The organism is Geobacillus sp. FSL W8-1251 (assembly GCF_038005945.1).
In the GTDB taxonomy this organism is placed as follows: Bacteria; Bacillota; Bacilli; order Bacillales; family Anoxybacillaceae; genus Geobacillus; species Geobacillus stearothermophilus.
Map to the genome: position 1 here is coordinate 873,278 of NZ_JBBOUF010000001.1, position 12,664 is coordinate 885,941.

The 12,664-nt window shown below is 52.4% G+C and carries 21 protein-coding genes, 1 pseudogene and 1 riboswitch; of the genes and pseudogenes, 6 read left to right on the forward strand and 16 right to left on the reverse strand.

Annotated elements, in window-relative coordinates:
* Nucleotides 1-1,104 (reverse strand): methionine biosynthesis PLP-dependent protein, encoded by a 1,104-nt coding sequence (locus NSS88_RS04450; protein WP_049624138.1) that lies wholly within the window; start codon nucleotides 1,102-1,104, stop codon nucleotides 1-3.
* 199 nt (nucleotides 1,105-1,303) lie between these two features.
* Nucleotides 1,304-1,414: riboswitch (SAM riboswitch) on the reverse strand.
* Nucleotides 1,415-1,607: 193 nt separating this feature from the next.
* Between NSS88_RS04450 and NSS88_RS04455 the strand changes: the two genes are divergently transcribed.
* The 3 genes from NSS88_RS04455 to NSS88_RS04465 are packed head-to-tail and all read left to right on the forward strand — an operon-like array spanning nucleotide 1,608 to nucleotide 3,330.
* Entirely contained in the window at nucleotides 1,608-2,336 is a 729-nt protein-coding gene (locus NSS88_RS04455; RefSeq protein ID WP_341083248.1) for an alpha/beta hydrolase, read from the forward strand.
* 38 nt (nucleotides 2,337-2,374) lie between these two features.
* Entirely contained in the window at nucleotides 2,375-2,899 is a 525-nt protein-coding gene (locus tag NSS88_RS04460) for a YjcG family protein (protein WP_049624140.1), read from the forward strand.
* Nucleotides 2,896-3,330, forward strand: coding sequence for a GNAT family N-acetyltransferase (locus NSS88_RS04465; RefSeq protein WP_033015695.1), 435 nt, complete (start codon nucleotides 2,896-2,898; stop codon nucleotides 3,328-3,330). Before NSS88_RS04460 ends, NSS88_RS04465 begins: the two co-directional genes overlap by 4 nt.
* Before the next feature lie 117 nt (nucleotides 3,331-3,447).
* Here the strand turns inward: NSS88_RS04465 and NSS88_RS04470 are convergent, their stop codons facing one another.
* From NSS88_RS04470 to NSS88_RS04480, 3 genes are all read right to left on the reverse strand, one after another.
* On the reverse strand, nucleotides 3,448-3,705 hold the full coding sequence (locus NSS88_RS04470) for a stage VI sporulation protein F (RefSeq protein ID WP_033015693.1): 258 nt from the start codon (nucleotides 3,703-3,705) through the stop codon (nucleotides 3,448-3,450).
* 126 nt (nucleotides 3,706-3,831) lie between these two features.
* A complete protein-coding gene (locus NSS88_RS04475) occupies nucleotides 3,832-3,984 on the reverse strand; it encodes a YjcZ family sporulation protein (protein WP_080986155.1) in 153 nt (50 codons plus the stop codon).
* A gap of 76 nt (nucleotides 3,985-4,060) precedes the next feature.
* Nucleotides 4,061-4,297 (reverse strand): hypothetical protein, encoded by a 237-nt coding sequence (locus NSS88_RS04480; RefSeq protein WP_015374185.1) that lies wholly within the window; start codon nucleotides 4,295-4,297, stop codon nucleotides 4,061-4,063.
* Between the two features lie 128 nt (nucleotides 4,298-4,425).
* Between NSS88_RS04480 and NSS88_RS04485 the strand changes: the two genes are divergently transcribed.
* Nucleotides 4,426-4,746 carry a thioredoxin family protein gene (locus tag NSS88_RS04485; RefSeq protein ID WP_049624141.1) on the forward strand — a complete coding sequence of 107 codons (321 nt, stop codon included), beginning with the start codon at nucleotides 4,426-4,428 and terminating at the stop codon, nucleotides 4,744-4,746.
* Nucleotides 4,747-4,885: 139 nt separating this feature from the next.
* On the opposite strand, the gene NSS88_RS04490 is transcribed toward NSS88_RS04485, so the two are convergent.
* The 11 genes and pseudogenes from NSS88_RS04490 to NSS88_RS04540 all read right to left on the reverse strand — a co-directional run bounded on the left by NSS88_RS04490 (nucleotide 4,886) and on the right by NSS88_RS04540 (nucleotide 10,034).
* Nucleotides 4,886-5,056 (reverse strand): hypothetical protein, encoded by a 171-nt coding sequence (locus NSS88_RS04490; protein ID WP_183084369.1) that lies wholly within the window; start codon nucleotides 5,054-5,056, stop codon nucleotides 4,886-4,888.
* Nucleotides 5,057-5,076: 20 nt separating this feature from the next.
* The gene (locus NSS88_RS04495; RefSeq protein ID WP_049626174.1) at nucleotides 5,077-5,937 is read right to left on the reverse strand and encodes a DUF421 domain-containing protein; all 861 of its coding nucleotides are present in this window, start codon (nucleotides 5,935-5,937) and stop codon (nucleotides 5,077-5,079) included.
* A gap of 12 nt (nucleotides 5,938-5,949) precedes the next feature.
* Nucleotides 5,950-6,156, reverse strand: coding sequence for a DUF1657 domain-containing protein (locus NSS88_RS04500; RefSeq protein ID WP_011230357.1), 207 nt, complete (start codon nucleotides 6,154-6,156; stop codon nucleotides 5,950-5,952).
* 12 nt (nucleotides 6,157-6,168) lie between these two features.
* On the reverse strand, nucleotides 6,169-6,525 hold the full coding sequence (gene spoVAE / locus NSS88_RS04505) for a stage V sporulation protein AE (protein ID WP_033015689.1): 357 nt from the start codon (nucleotides 6,523-6,525) through the stop codon (nucleotides 6,169-6,171).
* A gap of 1 nt (nucleotide 6,526) precedes the next feature.
* Nucleotides 6,527-7,540: a stage V sporulation protein AD gene (gene spoVAD / locus NSS88_RS04510; protein WP_049626173.1), complete on the reverse strand. Its 1,014-nt coding sequence runs from the start codon at nucleotides 7,538-7,540 to the stop codon at nucleotides 6,527-6,529.
* A complete protein-coding gene (gene spoVAC / locus NSS88_RS04515; protein WP_033015685.1) occupies nucleotides 7,540-8,019 on the reverse strand; it encodes a stage V sporulation protein AC in 480 nt (159 codons plus the stop codon). Before spoVAC ends, spoVAD begins: the two co-directional genes overlap by 1 nt.
* Before the next feature lie 11 nt (nucleotides 8,020-8,030).
* Complete coding sequence (locus NSS88_RS04520) at nucleotides 8,031-8,507, reverse strand: YhcN/YlaJ family sporulation lipoprotein (protein WP_049624146.1); 477 nt, start codon at nucleotides 8,505-8,507, stop codon at nucleotides 8,031-8,033.
* Between the two features lie 97 nt (nucleotides 8,508-8,604).
* Nucleotides 8,605-8,811: a DUF1657 domain-containing protein gene (locus NSS88_RS04525; protein ID WP_033015681.1), complete on the reverse strand. Its 207-nt coding sequence runs from the start codon at nucleotides 8,809-8,811 to the stop codon at nucleotides 8,605-8,607.
* A 159-nt stretch (nucleotides 8,812-8,970) separates the two neighbouring features.
* Nucleotides 8,971-9,173 (reverse strand): annotated as a pseudogene (locus NSS88_RS04530) (holin).
* Nucleotides 9,174-9,200: 27 nt separating this feature from the next.
* Nucleotides 9,201-9,431 (reverse strand): hypothetical protein, encoded by a 231-nt coding sequence (locus tag NSS88_RS04535; RefSeq protein WP_049624147.1) that lies wholly within the window; start codon nucleotides 9,429-9,431, stop codon nucleotides 9,201-9,203.
* Nucleotides 9,432-9,704: 273 nt separating this feature from the next.
* Nucleotides 9,705-10,034 (reverse strand): spore coat protein regulator protein YlbO, encoded by a 330-nt coding sequence (locus NSS88_RS04540; RefSeq protein WP_047817949.1) that lies wholly within the window; start codon nucleotides 10,032-10,034, stop codon nucleotides 9,705-9,707.
* 154 nt (nucleotides 10,035-10,188) lie between these two features.
* Here NSS88_RS04540 and NSS88_RS04545 point away from each other — a divergent pair, with 154 nt between their 5' ends.
* Both NSS88_RS04545 and NSS88_RS04550 read left to right on the forward strand, forming a co-directional pair.
* A complete protein-coding gene (locus NSS88_RS04545; RefSeq protein WP_049626172.1) occupies nucleotides 10,189-10,905 on the forward strand; it encodes a hypothetical protein in 717 nt (238 codons plus the stop codon).
* Between the two features lie 102 nt (nucleotides 10,906-11,007).
* Nucleotides 11,008-11,775: a hypothetical protein gene (locus tag NSS88_RS04550; protein ID WP_033015674.1), complete on the forward strand. Its 768-nt coding sequence runs from the start codon at nucleotides 11,008-11,010 to the stop codon at nucleotides 11,773-11,775.
* Between the two features lie 473 nt (nucleotides 11,776-12,248).
* On the opposite strand, the gene NSS88_RS04555 is transcribed toward NSS88_RS04550, so the two are convergent.
* Nucleotides 12,249-12,599, reverse strand: a complete 351-nt coding sequence (locus NSS88_RS04555; protein WP_033015715.1) for a DUF1360 domain-containing protein — start codon at nucleotides 12,597-12,599, stop codon at nucleotides 12,249-12,251.
* Between the last annotated feature and the right edge of the window lie 65 nt (nucleotides 12,600-12,664).

The following is a 12,664-nucleotide window of genomic DNA, read 5'->3' on the forward strand; positions in this document are numbered from 1 at the left end:
TTACACCTCTTTCATGTGTTTGAACGCTTGCGCCAAGTCGGCGATTAAATCATCCGCATGTTCGATGCCGACCGAGAAGCGGAGCAGCCGGTTGCAAATACCGTTTTGGATGCGGATTTCCTCAGGAATGTCCGCATGCGTCTGCGTCGCTGGGTACGTAATAAAGCTTTCGACTCCGCCCAGGCTTTCCGCGAATGTAATGAGGCGCAAGCTTTTTAAAAACCCGTTCACCCACTTTTCATCGGCAATCCGGAACGACAGCATCCCGCCTCTCCCCGGATACAGCACATCAGTGACATCTTCATGTTCGCGCAAAAAGGCGCTGATGCGCTTGGCGTTTTCTTCATGCTGGCGCATCCTTAGCGCCAGCGTTTTCATCCCGCGAATCAACAGCCACGAATCAAACGGCGACAACACCGCGCCGATGGCGTTCTGATACTCGGTCAGGCGTTGACAGAGCTCCTCGCCCTTGGCGACGACAAGGCCAGCCAACACGTCGTTATGGCCGCCTAAATATTTCGTGGCGCTGTGGATGACAATATCGGCGCCTTGTTCGATTGGGCGTTGGAGCACCGGCGTGTAAAACGTGTTATCGACGATCAGCAGCAGCCCATGCCGTTTGGCGAATTCGGAGACGGCGCGGATATCGGTCTCATGCATAAGCGGGTTCGTCGGTGTTTCCAGGAAAATCGCTTTCGTTTTTTCGGTGATACACGCTTCCACCGCAGCGAGATCAGCAAAATCGACGTAATGAAAGCCGAGACCGTACTTGCGCCAGCCGCGCTCAAACAGGCGGTACGTCCCGCCGTAAAGGTCGGCCGATACGAGAAACTCGTCTCCGCTCTCAAACAAGGCGAGCACTGTCTGAATGGCGGCCATGCCGGAGCTGAACGCATAGCCTTGGTCGCCGCCTTCCAGTCTCGCGATCGCTTCTTCGACGATTTTGCGCGTCGGGTTGCCGGTGCGGATATAGTCAAACCCGGTCGACTCCCCGATGCCGGCATGACGGTAGGCGGTGGAAAAATAAACTGGCGGGTTGACCGTCCCCGTCACCGTTTCGCTCCGGTTGCCAATTTGCGCTAACAACGTTTCTAGTTTATCCACCTCATCTCTCTCCTTCTGTTGAAAATTCCATCATGGATCAACGGCCAACCACTTAACGCCCAACGAAGCGCCGCTGTTGGTCAAGCAGCAGCCGAGGGCCTTGATCCTCGACGCCTCTCGGTTGAGGGAGCGGCCGCTTGAGTAAATAAAAAAAGTCTTCTAAGAAGAAGACTTTTCCATACGAACATGGTCATGCTTCTTCTTATCTGCCGAATTGAATGCTCAATTCGCTGGATTTAGCACCTGGCCGTCGGGCGGCTGGTTGCTGAAGCTTCATTGGGCCAGTTCCCTCCGCTTCTCTTGATAAGAACCGCTGCGTATTTAATTTTGTTAATTGTTAATTTATTAAAAAATGTAACGCATTCCGGTCATTTTTGCAAGTCATTTTTTTTGCCGGCACCAATGTTCGGCAAGTTCACGAAAAATTCGAGCCCTTCGTTAACATCTTTTTGCCTAAATATGTTACAATAACAAGTGAACTTGCGCTTTCATGGAGGATGATCATGGCGACAGCATCAGGAACGATGCGCGATTATACGCTTTACAGCAGGGAGCTGCAAGAAGAAATCGGGTTGCTTGTCTACTTGCCAAGCGATTTTTCTCCGTTGCATAAATATTCTTTATTAATCGCGCAAGACGGCAAGGATTATTTTATGTACGGAAAAATCAAAAGCGTGATCGAGACGCTCATGGACGAAGGAACGATCGACCGAACGATCGTTGTCGGCATCCCGTACCGGAACGTCAGCGACCGCTACGAGAAATACCACCCAGCCGGTCGAAAAAACGAAGCCTATATCCGCTTTTTGGCCCATGAGCTCGCGCCGTTTTTGGATCGCGAGCTGCCGACGTATCAAATGGGCAAAGGACGAGCGCTGATTGGCGATTCGCTGGGAGGAACCGTGTCGCTTCTAGCCGGTCTGTTGTATCCGCATACATTTGGAAAAATCGCCATGCAGTCTCCTTACATTGACGACTCGGTGCTCGAACGCATCCGCGCGTTCCGCGCCCCGTCGCTTCTTTCCCTTTACCATTCCATCGGCGCAGAAGAAACGGCGGTCAAAACGACGGACGGCCATGTACGCGATTTTATCACCCCGAACCGGGCCGCACGGGACTTATTGATCGAAAAGCGGTTTTCCTACACGTACCATGAATTTGCCGGCGGGCATGCATGGACGTATTGGCAGCCGGATGTGCCCCGGGCGGTATCGGCCATTTTGTCGCTGTAAATAACGGCAAACGAACCATCTGAAGGAGGGAAAGCGGAATGAAGTACGTCATTGTCATTTTTCCGCCAAAGCGGATTCAAGACTTCGCCAACTCGTACCGGAAGCGGTACGACAGCCATTACGCCCTCATCCCGCCGCACATTACATTAAAATACCCGTTTGAGGCGGATGAGGAGCAAATCAAAGAAATGACGAAAGAGCTGCGCCGCATCGCAGCGGAAACGGAGCCAATTCCGATCAAAGTGACGAAATTCAGCTCGTTTTACCCGACAAGCCACATCATTTATTTGAAAGTCGAGCCAAACGAAGTGCTGGAACGGTTGCACGAGCAGCTGCACAGCGGCTTGTTTGCCGGGGAGCCGGAATTCGTGTTCGTGCCGCACATTACAATTGGCCGCGATTTGCCGAATGCGGAATACGCTGACGTCTACAGCCAACTGCGGCTGCAAAACGTCCATTTTGAAGAGACGGTCGACCGGTTCCACCTTCTTTACCAGCTCGAGAACGGATCATGGACTGTCTATGAAACCTTTATCGTTGGAGGAAAGGAAACGGGAGAATGAACGTCGCCATTGGAACAACGGAAGACCGCGCGTTGTATGAAGACGCGTTGCGCGTCCGTCGGATTGTATTCATCGAAGAGCAAAACGTGCCGGAAGAAGAAGAAATCGATGCATTTGAACATGAATCGTTCCATCTCGTCCTATACGATGGCGAACAAGCAGTCGCAGCCGGCCGGTTTCGCCTGGTCGATGAAGGGGTTGGCAAAGCGGAGCGCATCTGCGTTTTGCCGGCTTACCGCGGCCGCGGCGTCGGCCGGATGGTGATGGAGGCGTTGGAGCAGCTTGCGAAAACAAAAGGGGCGAAAACGGCGAAACTGAACGCCCAGACGCACGCAGAACCGTTTTACCAAAAGCTCGGCTATACGACCGTCTCCGGCGTCTTTATGGACGCCGGCATCCCACATGTCACGATGGTGAAATCGCTCGAATGATGGCCATAGAACAGCCTCGTCTACACTGATCCAAGGCTTGGGATCATCGAACATCGTTTCGCTCTCCTGAGCCAAGCAGAGCAAAAGGGAGCTGTGCGCACGCAAGCTCCCTTTTGCTTACTTTTTGTTGTTCAACATATTGGCGATCGTGTTCAAATCAATTTGTTTGCCGTTATGGACGATCGCCTTGACGATTTGGTCCTCAAGTTCTTTTGGCACTTTCCGGTTGGCAATTTGCGCCACCCGCTTCACCACTTGGCGCACCGTTTTTTCATCGCTGAAATTGGCGTTTTGCAGCGAGTTGGCGAGCTCAAAAACGTCTTTCATATTGACACCTGTTTTCTGTTCGATGTTTTTAAAAAATTGCTGATCCATCGTTCTGCCTCCTTCTCCCTGCTATATCGTATGATGCTCCCGCCTCGGCGTGCATCAAATTAGGGAAAGAAAAATACGAGCCGCTCCGTGGCGCCGAAACGGCCCGTATCCCATTCGCTTTTTCCGTTAGGCGACAAATGCCGCGCCGACAATAATCAACAAAATGAACAACACGACAATCAGCACAAAGCCACCGCCATAGCCACCGCCATAGCCACCGCCATAGCCACCGCCATAGCCGTAGCCGTAAGGATAACCATAACCGCAGAAGCCCATCATAATGTTCACCTCCTTCTCCGTTTACTGTATCGTATTCACCGGCTTAGCGGAGCGTATGGGCGCAAAGGCCATTTTGTCATCCAAATCGGCGGAACAGCTCGGCAAATTCCCGCTCCTTCTTCGCAAACCATTGCTCGATGTAGTCCAAGTTGCCTTGTACACTTTTTAAAAATCCATTGTTCAATTTTTCGATTTCTTGCAGCTGTTTGTTAAAGTCCTTTCCCCATTGTTCAAACAGACGGATGAACGTTTCATGCCCTTCTTTGCGCGACGCAACCCAATTTTCGAGCGCTTTTTCCAACTCTTTGCTCACACTTTCCCCTCCTTTCTTACTGTTGTATGCAAAAACGACTGCCCGAGGTGAAGGCGTCCCCGTTCTTTTTTTGCCTTGCCATATGGTAAAGTAAAGATGAACGGCAACATGAAAGGGAGGGAACGAATGTGAGACAAATTGAAACAGTTGAGCAATTCGAGGCGGCCATTTCCGGCGATAAGCCAGCGATTATGAAGTTTTACACAACTTGGTGTCCAGACTGCGTGCGCCTGAACATGTTCATCGATGACATCATCCGCGATTACGGGCAGTACGACTGGTTCGAAATCGACCGAGATCAGTTTCCAGATATTAGTGATAAGTACCAAGTGCTTGGCATTCCAAGTCTTCTTGTGTTCCGAAACGGGGAAAAAATCGCCCATCTGCATAGCGCTGATGCGAAAACGCCGGAAGAAGTGCGCGCCTTTTTGCAGTCCCTGCCGGAGTAAGACGGGGCGGCATCCTTGCCTCGCCAGAGAAGAAGGGCAACAAAAAGAGGCTGTCCGAGAAGGAAGCTTTCCTTCTCGGACAGCCATGCGAATGAACAGACAGCTCCTTATGGATCGCTGATTGTGGAAACGGAAACCGTCAATATTCAGTTTCGTCGTAGTCTTTCGGCTGGCGCATCAGCTGCGGGCTGTCAAACATGAATTCAATCGAAATTTCCTCATCGGTCGTCCGCGTCCGCTCGGAGCGGTCGTTTGGTTTCAATTGGACTTGAATTTCCTCATCCGTCGTTTTTATCCGTTTGTCTTCCATCGTCTTTTACTCCTGTGTCATCAGTTTCGCAAGAGCGGTTCGACTTTTTGCACAAGCTCTGCCATTTTTGCGGCGTTTCGTTCATACAGCGCCTTCGCCTCTTCGGAATTCGTCTGCAACGCATACAGCTCCAGATCAGCCTGCATTTTTTTCATCGCGGCCAAGAGCAGCTTTTTCTCCTGCGGCTCGGCAATTTGGATCTTATCATCGTACAAATCGATCGTCAGCTGTCCGTATGAATCGACTTGGGCGTGAAACACATTTTCAATCGCCACTCCTTGTTTGTCAAGCTGTTCCTTCAGCCAGCCGCGGCTAAGCCCCATCGTAGCGAGTGGCTCATCCAAAATCATGCCGTCCATAATGACCGTTTGCGGCTCTTTTTCCCGCGGTGGGTTTGGGAACACATCTCCGACGGTGAGGGGCTGCTTTTCCCGCTTCAGCAACACGTTCAAGTCGCCGTTTGGCTCAAGCACCGCAAACTCGACGTCGGCGACGCGGAACACATCTTTTTTGCGCAGCTGTTCGAGCAGCTCGTCAACCGTATATTTCTCCCGTTTCAAGTTTTCCTCTAAAATTTTGCCGTTTTTAATAAAAACCGTGGAATTGCCCTCGACAAAATCGCGAAATTTCTTGTTGCGCAGCGAGAGACGAGCGACAGCCACTGGAAACAGCGACCAAATCAAAATGCTGGTGATGCCTTCTTGCAACGAAATTCCTAAATCGACCGACATCGTTCCAGCAATATCGCCGACGGTAATGCCGACGATGTATTCAAAAAACGACAATTTTGATAATTGCTTTTTGCCGAGAATGCGGGTGATCACAAACAACCCGATTAAAATGCAAATCGAACGAATGGCGGTTTCTAACCATATAGGCATCGATCATGCTCCTTACTTTCCGTGATATTGCGGCTCCTCGAACTCGAGCCGGCCGATCCGGTCTTTGATGTCCGCGATGATCTCCTCTGTCGCAAGCATCGCTTCATGAAACGTCCGCTGCGCCGTTTCATCCTGGGAAGTGAGCGCCAGCTGTTGCAGCCCAGCGTGAATGCCTTTTAAGCTCGCCAACGTTTGTTTCACCTGCGAAGCAACGGTCATGGAAGATCCCTCCTATCCTTTCGGGCGGAACAAGAGCGCCCCGATAAACCCAAAGACGATCGCCGCGGAGATGCCGGCGCTCGTCACTTCAAACATGCCGGTCAATACGCCGATAATGCCGTGTTTTTCCGCCTCTTGCATCGCGCCGTGAACGAGCGAGTTTCCAAAGCTCGTAATCGGAATCGTCGCCCCGGCGCCAGCAAAATCAATGAGCGGCTCATACAAACCGAATCCATCCAAAATCGCCCCGACGACGACGAGAATCGTCAACGTATGCGCAGGTGTCAGTTTAAACACATCCATCAAAATTTGCCCGATCACGCAAATCAGCCCGCCGACGACAAACGCCCAAAAAAACATGGCCAACACGCTACGCCTCACCTCCGTACTCGATCGCCACCGCATGGGCAATGCACGGGATCGTTTCGTTTTGCTGAAACGACAATGGCGATAACAGCGCCCCTGTCGCCACCGCCAAAATGCGCTTCAGTTCGCCGCGGCGCATCCGTTTGATGAGATGCCCGTAAACGACGACAGCGGAACAAGCCGCCCCGCTCGCTCCGGATAAAACCGGCTGTCCGTCACGGTAAATGAGAAGTCCGCAATCTTGGTAGCGCTCTTCATCGATGTCAATGCCGTGCTGACGCAGCAAGTCAAGGGAGACTTGGCGTCCGATTCGCCCTAGATCGCCGGTGACGATCAAATCGTAATACGATGCATCGATTTGCATGTCGCGCAAATGCGCCTCAATCGTATCGACCGCCGCCGGCGCCATCGCTCCACCCATGTTGAACGGGTCGGCAAGCCCCATATCCACAACGCGGCCGATCGTCGCTGCCGTCACGCGCGGCCCGTCCCCTTTCGGGCTGACGATCGCCACGCCAGCTCCCGTTACCGTCCACTGCGCTGTCGGCGGCTTTTGCCCGCCGTATTCGGTTGGATAGCGGAACTGCTTTTCGACAGCGGTGTTATGGCTTGACGCACCGGTTAAGATATAGTCTGCCCCGCCATAGTTGGTAATAAAAGCGCTGAGCGCAAGCCCTTCCATGGAGGTTGAGCAGGCGCCAAAAATGCCAAGGTACGGCATGCCGAGCGTTCGGGCGGCAAAACTTGTCGGCGTCATCTGGTTGATCAAATCGCCGGCGATGAGAAACTGTACTTTTTCCTTCTCTAATCCGGCCTTTTCCATCGCCTGAAACGCTGCTTCTTCCATGAGCACGCGGTGCGCCTTCTCGTACGACTCCTCTCCGAGCCATAAATCTTCGTGAAGAAGATCAAAGTCTTCCGCGAGGCGGCCGTTCGCCTCAAACGGCCCGCCGACCGCCGCTGTTGCGATGATTGCCGGCTTGTTCGCAAACACCCATGTGCGGTGCCCTTTCAGCATTACAATCCCCCCCACTGGGTCGCAATCGTTTTGACAAGAGCGATAACAAAGGCGGAAAACGTACCGAACAAGATGACCGATCCGGCGAGCTTGAACATGTTCGAGCCGACGCCTAACACAAATCCTTCCGTCCGGTGCTCAATCGCCGCCGAGATGACGGCGTTGCCAAACCCTGTCACCGGCACGGCGCTTCCCGCCCCAGCGAATTGGGCGATCCGGTCATAAACGCCAAACCCAGTTAAAATCATCGACAAAAAGATCATCGTCGCCACCGTCGGATTGCCTGCCGTTTGCTCGGTGAAATCAAAGAAGTACATATAGAAATAAGAGATCGCCTGCCCGATCGTGCAAATGATTCCGCCAACGAGAAACGCGCAAACACAGTTTCGAACAATAGGACGCTTCGTTTCCCGCTCTTTTTCGAATAAATGATATTCCTGCTGAACCGGGGTCAGCTTTTTCCGTTTTTCATTCGCCATAATGACACCTCTTATGTTTGCTCTTTGCTTAGCTTTTCAATGCGCTTGATTTCCCGATTGACTTTTCGTTCATCCCAGCGTCGATTGTCCATGTTGGCTTTTAATTCCTTCGTCTTCCAAAAAATTTTCAAATCGCTCGAGGAAACAACATCATAGCCAGGAAACAGGTCGCGCAGTTTTTGGTCAATGTCTTTCTCAATTTGTTTTCGACTCCACCGCTTCATATGGGGAATTTGATAAGCAATGAGCAACCGATCCACGCTGTTGACCGCCACCACGTCCCGAACATCGTCGCGCCCGCGCAAATAGCTGGCCGCCCGCTCGGCCGGACCTTGGTTCAGCTCCGCATGTTTCGCCGTCCCGGACGTTTGGGTTCTCAGTAGGTTTGCCCCTTGCAGCGATTGTTTTTGTTCCGTTTCTTCTTTGGCGCAGCCGCCGACCGCGATCATCGCAACGACGGCCGCCAACCACCATTTTTTCATCTTCATCAACCCATTCGTTTTTATGTATTTCCGCCAAGTCGGGAAAGGTTGGCGTGCTGTGCCAACCTTTCCGCCTGAACCATCCCATTCGCTTCAGCGAAGGTTATTGTTGTTTATATTGTGGCTCTTCGTTTTGAATTTCTTGCATGCGCGAGTTCACCAAATCAACGACCGCCTGCGTTTGTTGGGCAGCTTGTTGGTAAAGCTGTTTCGCGGCTTGGTTTTCGGTTTGCAAAGCAAACGTTTCGAAGCTCGCTTGAGCCGATTTTAACCCCGCCAATGTTTGTTTCACTTGTGTTGCAACCGTCATGATTCATGTCCTCCTTATATGGTGTAAGATTGGTGGTGACAATGTTTAGAATGGTTTTTTCGCCGCCAAATTATAATTGTCATTTTCTGCAAAACGTTCTGTCGCCTTTCCAGCCTTTCCGGGCACAAAAAGGGCGCCTTCTGCAGGCGCCCATGCGATTTACGACTTGTCATCAATTTTATCGGAATAACCGCGGCCGAGCGACGGTTGTTTAAAATACCGGCCATCACCAAAATGCTTAAGAAGGCATGGTACAGTTGTTCATATTTGCCAAGATCAATGTCGACGCCGAATGTCTCAAGCGCAATCACGGCAAACGATCCGATTGCCAGCCAAAGCCCGTAATTTTTAAAACGCTCCACCGTTTGCGTCCCCCATTTGCTTTATGGCTAGATCCACGAAAACGGTCTCTGTTCTCCTTCGTTTCGATCATAGCCTCCTTCACCATGTTCTTCCTTATCCCGGTCCCGCGCATCTTCAACGGCTTCCATTTCCGTATCATCGCGGTGCGGGAACAACCATGGATCGCGGATGCGGCCGCGCGGCATAATGACGATGTCATCGGCATGAATGATCAATTTATCGACATGAATCACTTTCGCTTTTTTCCGATCCGACATGCCCTTCCCCCCTTCCTTTCGCCTAGTTGCACTGTTAGACTATGCAAGGAGAGGAAGCGGAGTATAGGCGCTTCTCACGGATTTGTGCTATTTCTTTACGACCGGCGGCCGGCCGCAGCCGCAGCCTCTCGGGCGCCGCACTGGCTGGGTTGTTGAGGTGAGCGCCCAAGCCGTCGGTTTGGGCGAGATTGGTTTCGTCATGGCCTCATCCCTCCAAATGAAAAAAATGTATGGCTACTGCTATTGTATGGCCCTATCGGCCAAGGGTGCGCCTCATTTTTCCTTGCGCTCGTCCGGGTGGGGCACAATCGCGTTTTCTTGGCGCAGCGTACGGAAAAACCAGCTGTCCGGCCGTTCTTCGTCACGTACTCCTCCCGTCTCTCCTTGCAGCTGCTGCAGCTGGCGGCGAAGTTCGTCGTTTTGTTTCATCAGCTGCTTTATTTGCTCATAACGTTGCTTGCTTTGGTAAGCCAGTTCCCTTAACACTACATTTTCTGCCTCTGCTTCTTCGAGCCGGCGCTCCAGCTCAGCAATCCGCTCAGCCAGCCGCCGTTCATCTATCCCTTTTGTTCCTGCCTTCGCCGCTCCCCGTTGTTCTCTCATTCGTCATCTCCCCCTTTATTTCATCGTCCGGCAGACGCCTGCCGATAAAAAATCCGCATCTGTCCCAACACATTTACCTATATCATTCATAGTATACAGTAGTCCCAAACCATTAGGCGTTGGGGAACAAATGAACGATAGGAGGAACGAGAAAATGGGCCATTACCATCGCGATACGGAAAGGGTATGCATCAGAACACGCAAAATTTATGACTGGGTGACGCGGCAAATCGACGTGCCATTAAAAAGCTTCAGCGGCGATGATTTGGAAACGATTTTCCCATCGGACACTTGTCCGGGAGACGGGACGATTTGCGACTTTTTGGCAGCGCAAAACATGGACCCGCAAAACTTTGCCATTCGTTGTTTCTTGACAGACGCTGCCGGAAATCCAATCGATCCGGTTGTTGACCAGGATGCGCTGATTTGCCAAGAAATCATGCAGCCAAACGGCCGGCAGCCCGTCAACGTCACCCTTCCTTCCGGGGAGACCGTGACATTGCAAAAAGTCAAAGCGCTCGTCAAAGGACACGTCGTTGTGCAAATTGTCAGCCCGACCGGCACGGTGATTTGCCAATCGGCGCCGATTCCGTTTGCCACGGCGCAAACATTCATCTTATGCGCTCCGGAAGGCACGCAGCTCAATTGCCATATTTCCTTCTTTGAATGCGATACAAGCTTAGTTTGCACGGACAACTTCACTCAACTCGACGTTTCCATCACCTTATGCCTTGAAGTCCAAGTGGAAGCTGACGTCAAAATCGAAGTTGAAGCCCGCTTCTGCCAACCGCGCGAAGAACTTGCCGAAGCTACGCTGTGCCCGACAACCAAATTCCCGCCACAATGCCCGGACGTATTCCCAGCAATGTAACGTCCCGCACCACTTAGGCTGTTGTTCTCAACAACAGCCTTTTTTATATGGCACTTGCCTTCCGCGTATACATAAGATAAAAATGGAAGGAGTGGAAAACGAGTGAAAAATGCGAATGATGACCGGCACCTCCGCCTGCAGCAACAAATTATTCACTACCGGTCTGAAGCCGCCTCGTGCAGGCAACAGATCAAGCAGCTTGAGGCCGAACTGGAAAAAGAAAAAATGCGCAGCGCCTATCTAAAAGAAAAATTGCGTGAAGCCGAAACAGTCAACGCCGAAATGTACAAGAAAAAGATCGCGGCCTTGGAGCGCCAGCTTTTGTTGTATGAAATCGCGCTCGAAGAGGCAGAGCATCGCGTCTCCGGACCGCAACAAACCACCGGCGCCGATCCAGCCGCTTCCGTGCTGGCGCTGTTTCATTACTCGGTTATGATCCCGACGCACCTTGATGAAGAAGAAATTGTCGTGATTGGCGACTTCATCATCCGCAACAGCGGAACCGCGCCGCTTCACCATCCGGTCGTCTGCCTCCGCATCTCGCCGCCGAAAGCAGCGGTGCTGAGCGGAAAAATTGCGCTCCCCCAAAGCGGGCGCGCCGCACAGGAGGGGCTGGCTGACAGCGGCGCCGAAGGTTGGACGTTCATCCAAGAAAACTGGCGGGAAAAAGTGCGGCAAAACGGCGAATATTGGATTGCCCCGCTCCATGGCGTCCCCATTGAACCAGGTGAAGAACGGCGCTTTTCCCAGTTTGAGATTGCGGTTCGACCGTCCGGCAACGTCCGCTCCCTGACAGTCGACGGCTTCGTATATGGCGCTGAACTGCCCAAAGGAGCCGCCGCGGCCAACCGCATCGCCGTCCAATGGTAAACGGAGCCCGCCCCATCCAATGGAGCGGCTGCTTTTCCCGGCCGGCTTCAGCCGGCCTCGTCTTGTCGGCAGCAACGATCTTTGCTTGACAGCAGCAGCGGGGGCATGATGCTTCAAGTGTCCAAGACCAACCGAAACACAATCTCCCACCGGCGGAAGCCGTCGGCCAGCCATCCAGGCGGCAGCTTTCCGCTACAGCCGGTCCGGATGACGCAAGCTATATAGATGCAATTTAAAGCTTTAACATTTTTCGTCTTTGCCGGTCATTGCATCCGACTGTCGAGTGACCGAACAACGCCGCTTAAAGACCCATGAATGGGTCTGTGAAGCGAGTCGTTGTTCGGTCTTCCGTCACGCTAAGGCGTGACGGAGGCAAGCCGCACGCTTGCCTTCGACAGTCGAAAATGGGCAAACCACTTTTCTGTCAAGGATATGTTAAACTTCTTTGTTGCATCTATATAGCATCTCTCCCCTTACGAGAGCCACTTGCTGACAACCGTTTCAATCAGCGCCGCCCCGCCGGCGACTGCGAGCAGCACGATCAGTGGCTGGAAAACGGCCGGCCAAGCAACAACCCCAATATAACAAAACGCTGCACACCATATCCCGGTGCACCAGTAGCAACTTAGCAGTTCGCCGATCCAGCGCCGCAATCCGCTGCCCTTCAAAATGAGAAATACTTCTTTTCTTCCGTCCGGAAGCTCCTCCTCCACCCATTCATGGAAAGGCCGGCGAAGCCAGGCGGTGATCGTATCGTATACGATGAGCCTCGTCAGACGAAAGCTGGCTAAACAAAGAAGAATAAAGGAAAACGGGTCATCCACGTTCCTCTCCCCTTTCCGCTCGCTGCGGCCGCAAAAGGAGGCGTGCGCTTTTTCCGCCTCCTCGG

Coding starts and splice junctions, on each gene's coding strand:
- NSS88_RS04455 (WP_341083248.1), top strand. CDS start 1,608: ATGGCGACAGCATCAGGAACGATGCGCGATTATACGCTTTACAGCAGG.
- spoVAC (WP_033015685.1), bottom strand. CDS start 8,019: ATGGCGAATGAAAAACGGAAAAAGCTGACCCCGGTTCAGCAGGAATAT.
- NSS88_RS04460 (WP_049624140.1), top strand. CDS start 2,375: ATGAAGTACGTCATTGTCATTTTTCCGCCAAAGCGGATTCAAGACTTC.
- NSS88_RS04475 (WP_080986155.1), bottom strand. CDS start 3,984: ATGATGGGCTTCTGCGGTTATGGTTATCCTTACGGCTACGGCTATGGC.
- NSS88_RS04520 (WP_049624146.1), bottom strand. CDS start 8,507: ATGAAGATGAAAAAATGGTGGTTGGCGGCCGTCGTTGCGATGATCGCG.
- NSS88_RS04540 (WP_047817949.1), bottom strand. CDS start 10,034: ATGAGAGAACAACGGGGAGCGGCGAAGGCAGGAACAAAAGGGATAGAT.
- NSS88_RS04495 (WP_049626174.1), bottom strand. CDS start 5,937: ATGCCTATATGGTTAGAAACCGCCATTCGTTCGATTTGCATTTTAATC.
- NSS88_RS04545 (WP_049626172.1), top strand. CDS start 10,189: ATGGGCCATTACCATCGCGATACGGAAAGGGTATGCATCAGAACACGC.
- spoVAD (WP_049626173.1), bottom strand. CDS start 7,540: ATGCTGAAAGGGCACCGCACATGGGTGTTTGCGAACAAGCCGGCAATC.
- NSS88_RS04525 (WP_033015681.1), bottom strand. CDS start 8,811: ATGACGGTTGCAACACAAGTGAAACAAACATTGGCGGGGTTAAAATCG.
- NSS88_RS04535 (WP_049624147.1), bottom strand. CDS start 9,431: ATGTCGGATCGGAAAAAAGCGAAAGTGATTCATGTCGATAAATTGATC.
- NSS88_RS04470 (WP_033015693.1), bottom strand. CDS start 3,705: ATGGATCAGCAATTTTTTAAAAACATCGAACAGAAAACAGGTGTCAAT.
- NSS88_RS04490 (WP_183084369.1), bottom strand. CDS start 5,056: ATGGAAGACAAACGGATAAAAACGACGGATGAGGAAATTCAAGTCCAA.
- NSS88_RS04500 (WP_011230357.1), bottom strand. CDS start 6,156: ATGACCGTTGCTTCGCAGGTGAAACAAACGTTGGCGAGCTTAAAAGGC.
- NSS88_RS04465 (WP_033015695.1), top strand. CDS start 2,896: ATGAACGTCGCCATTGGAACAACGGAAGACCGCGCGTTGTATGAAGAC.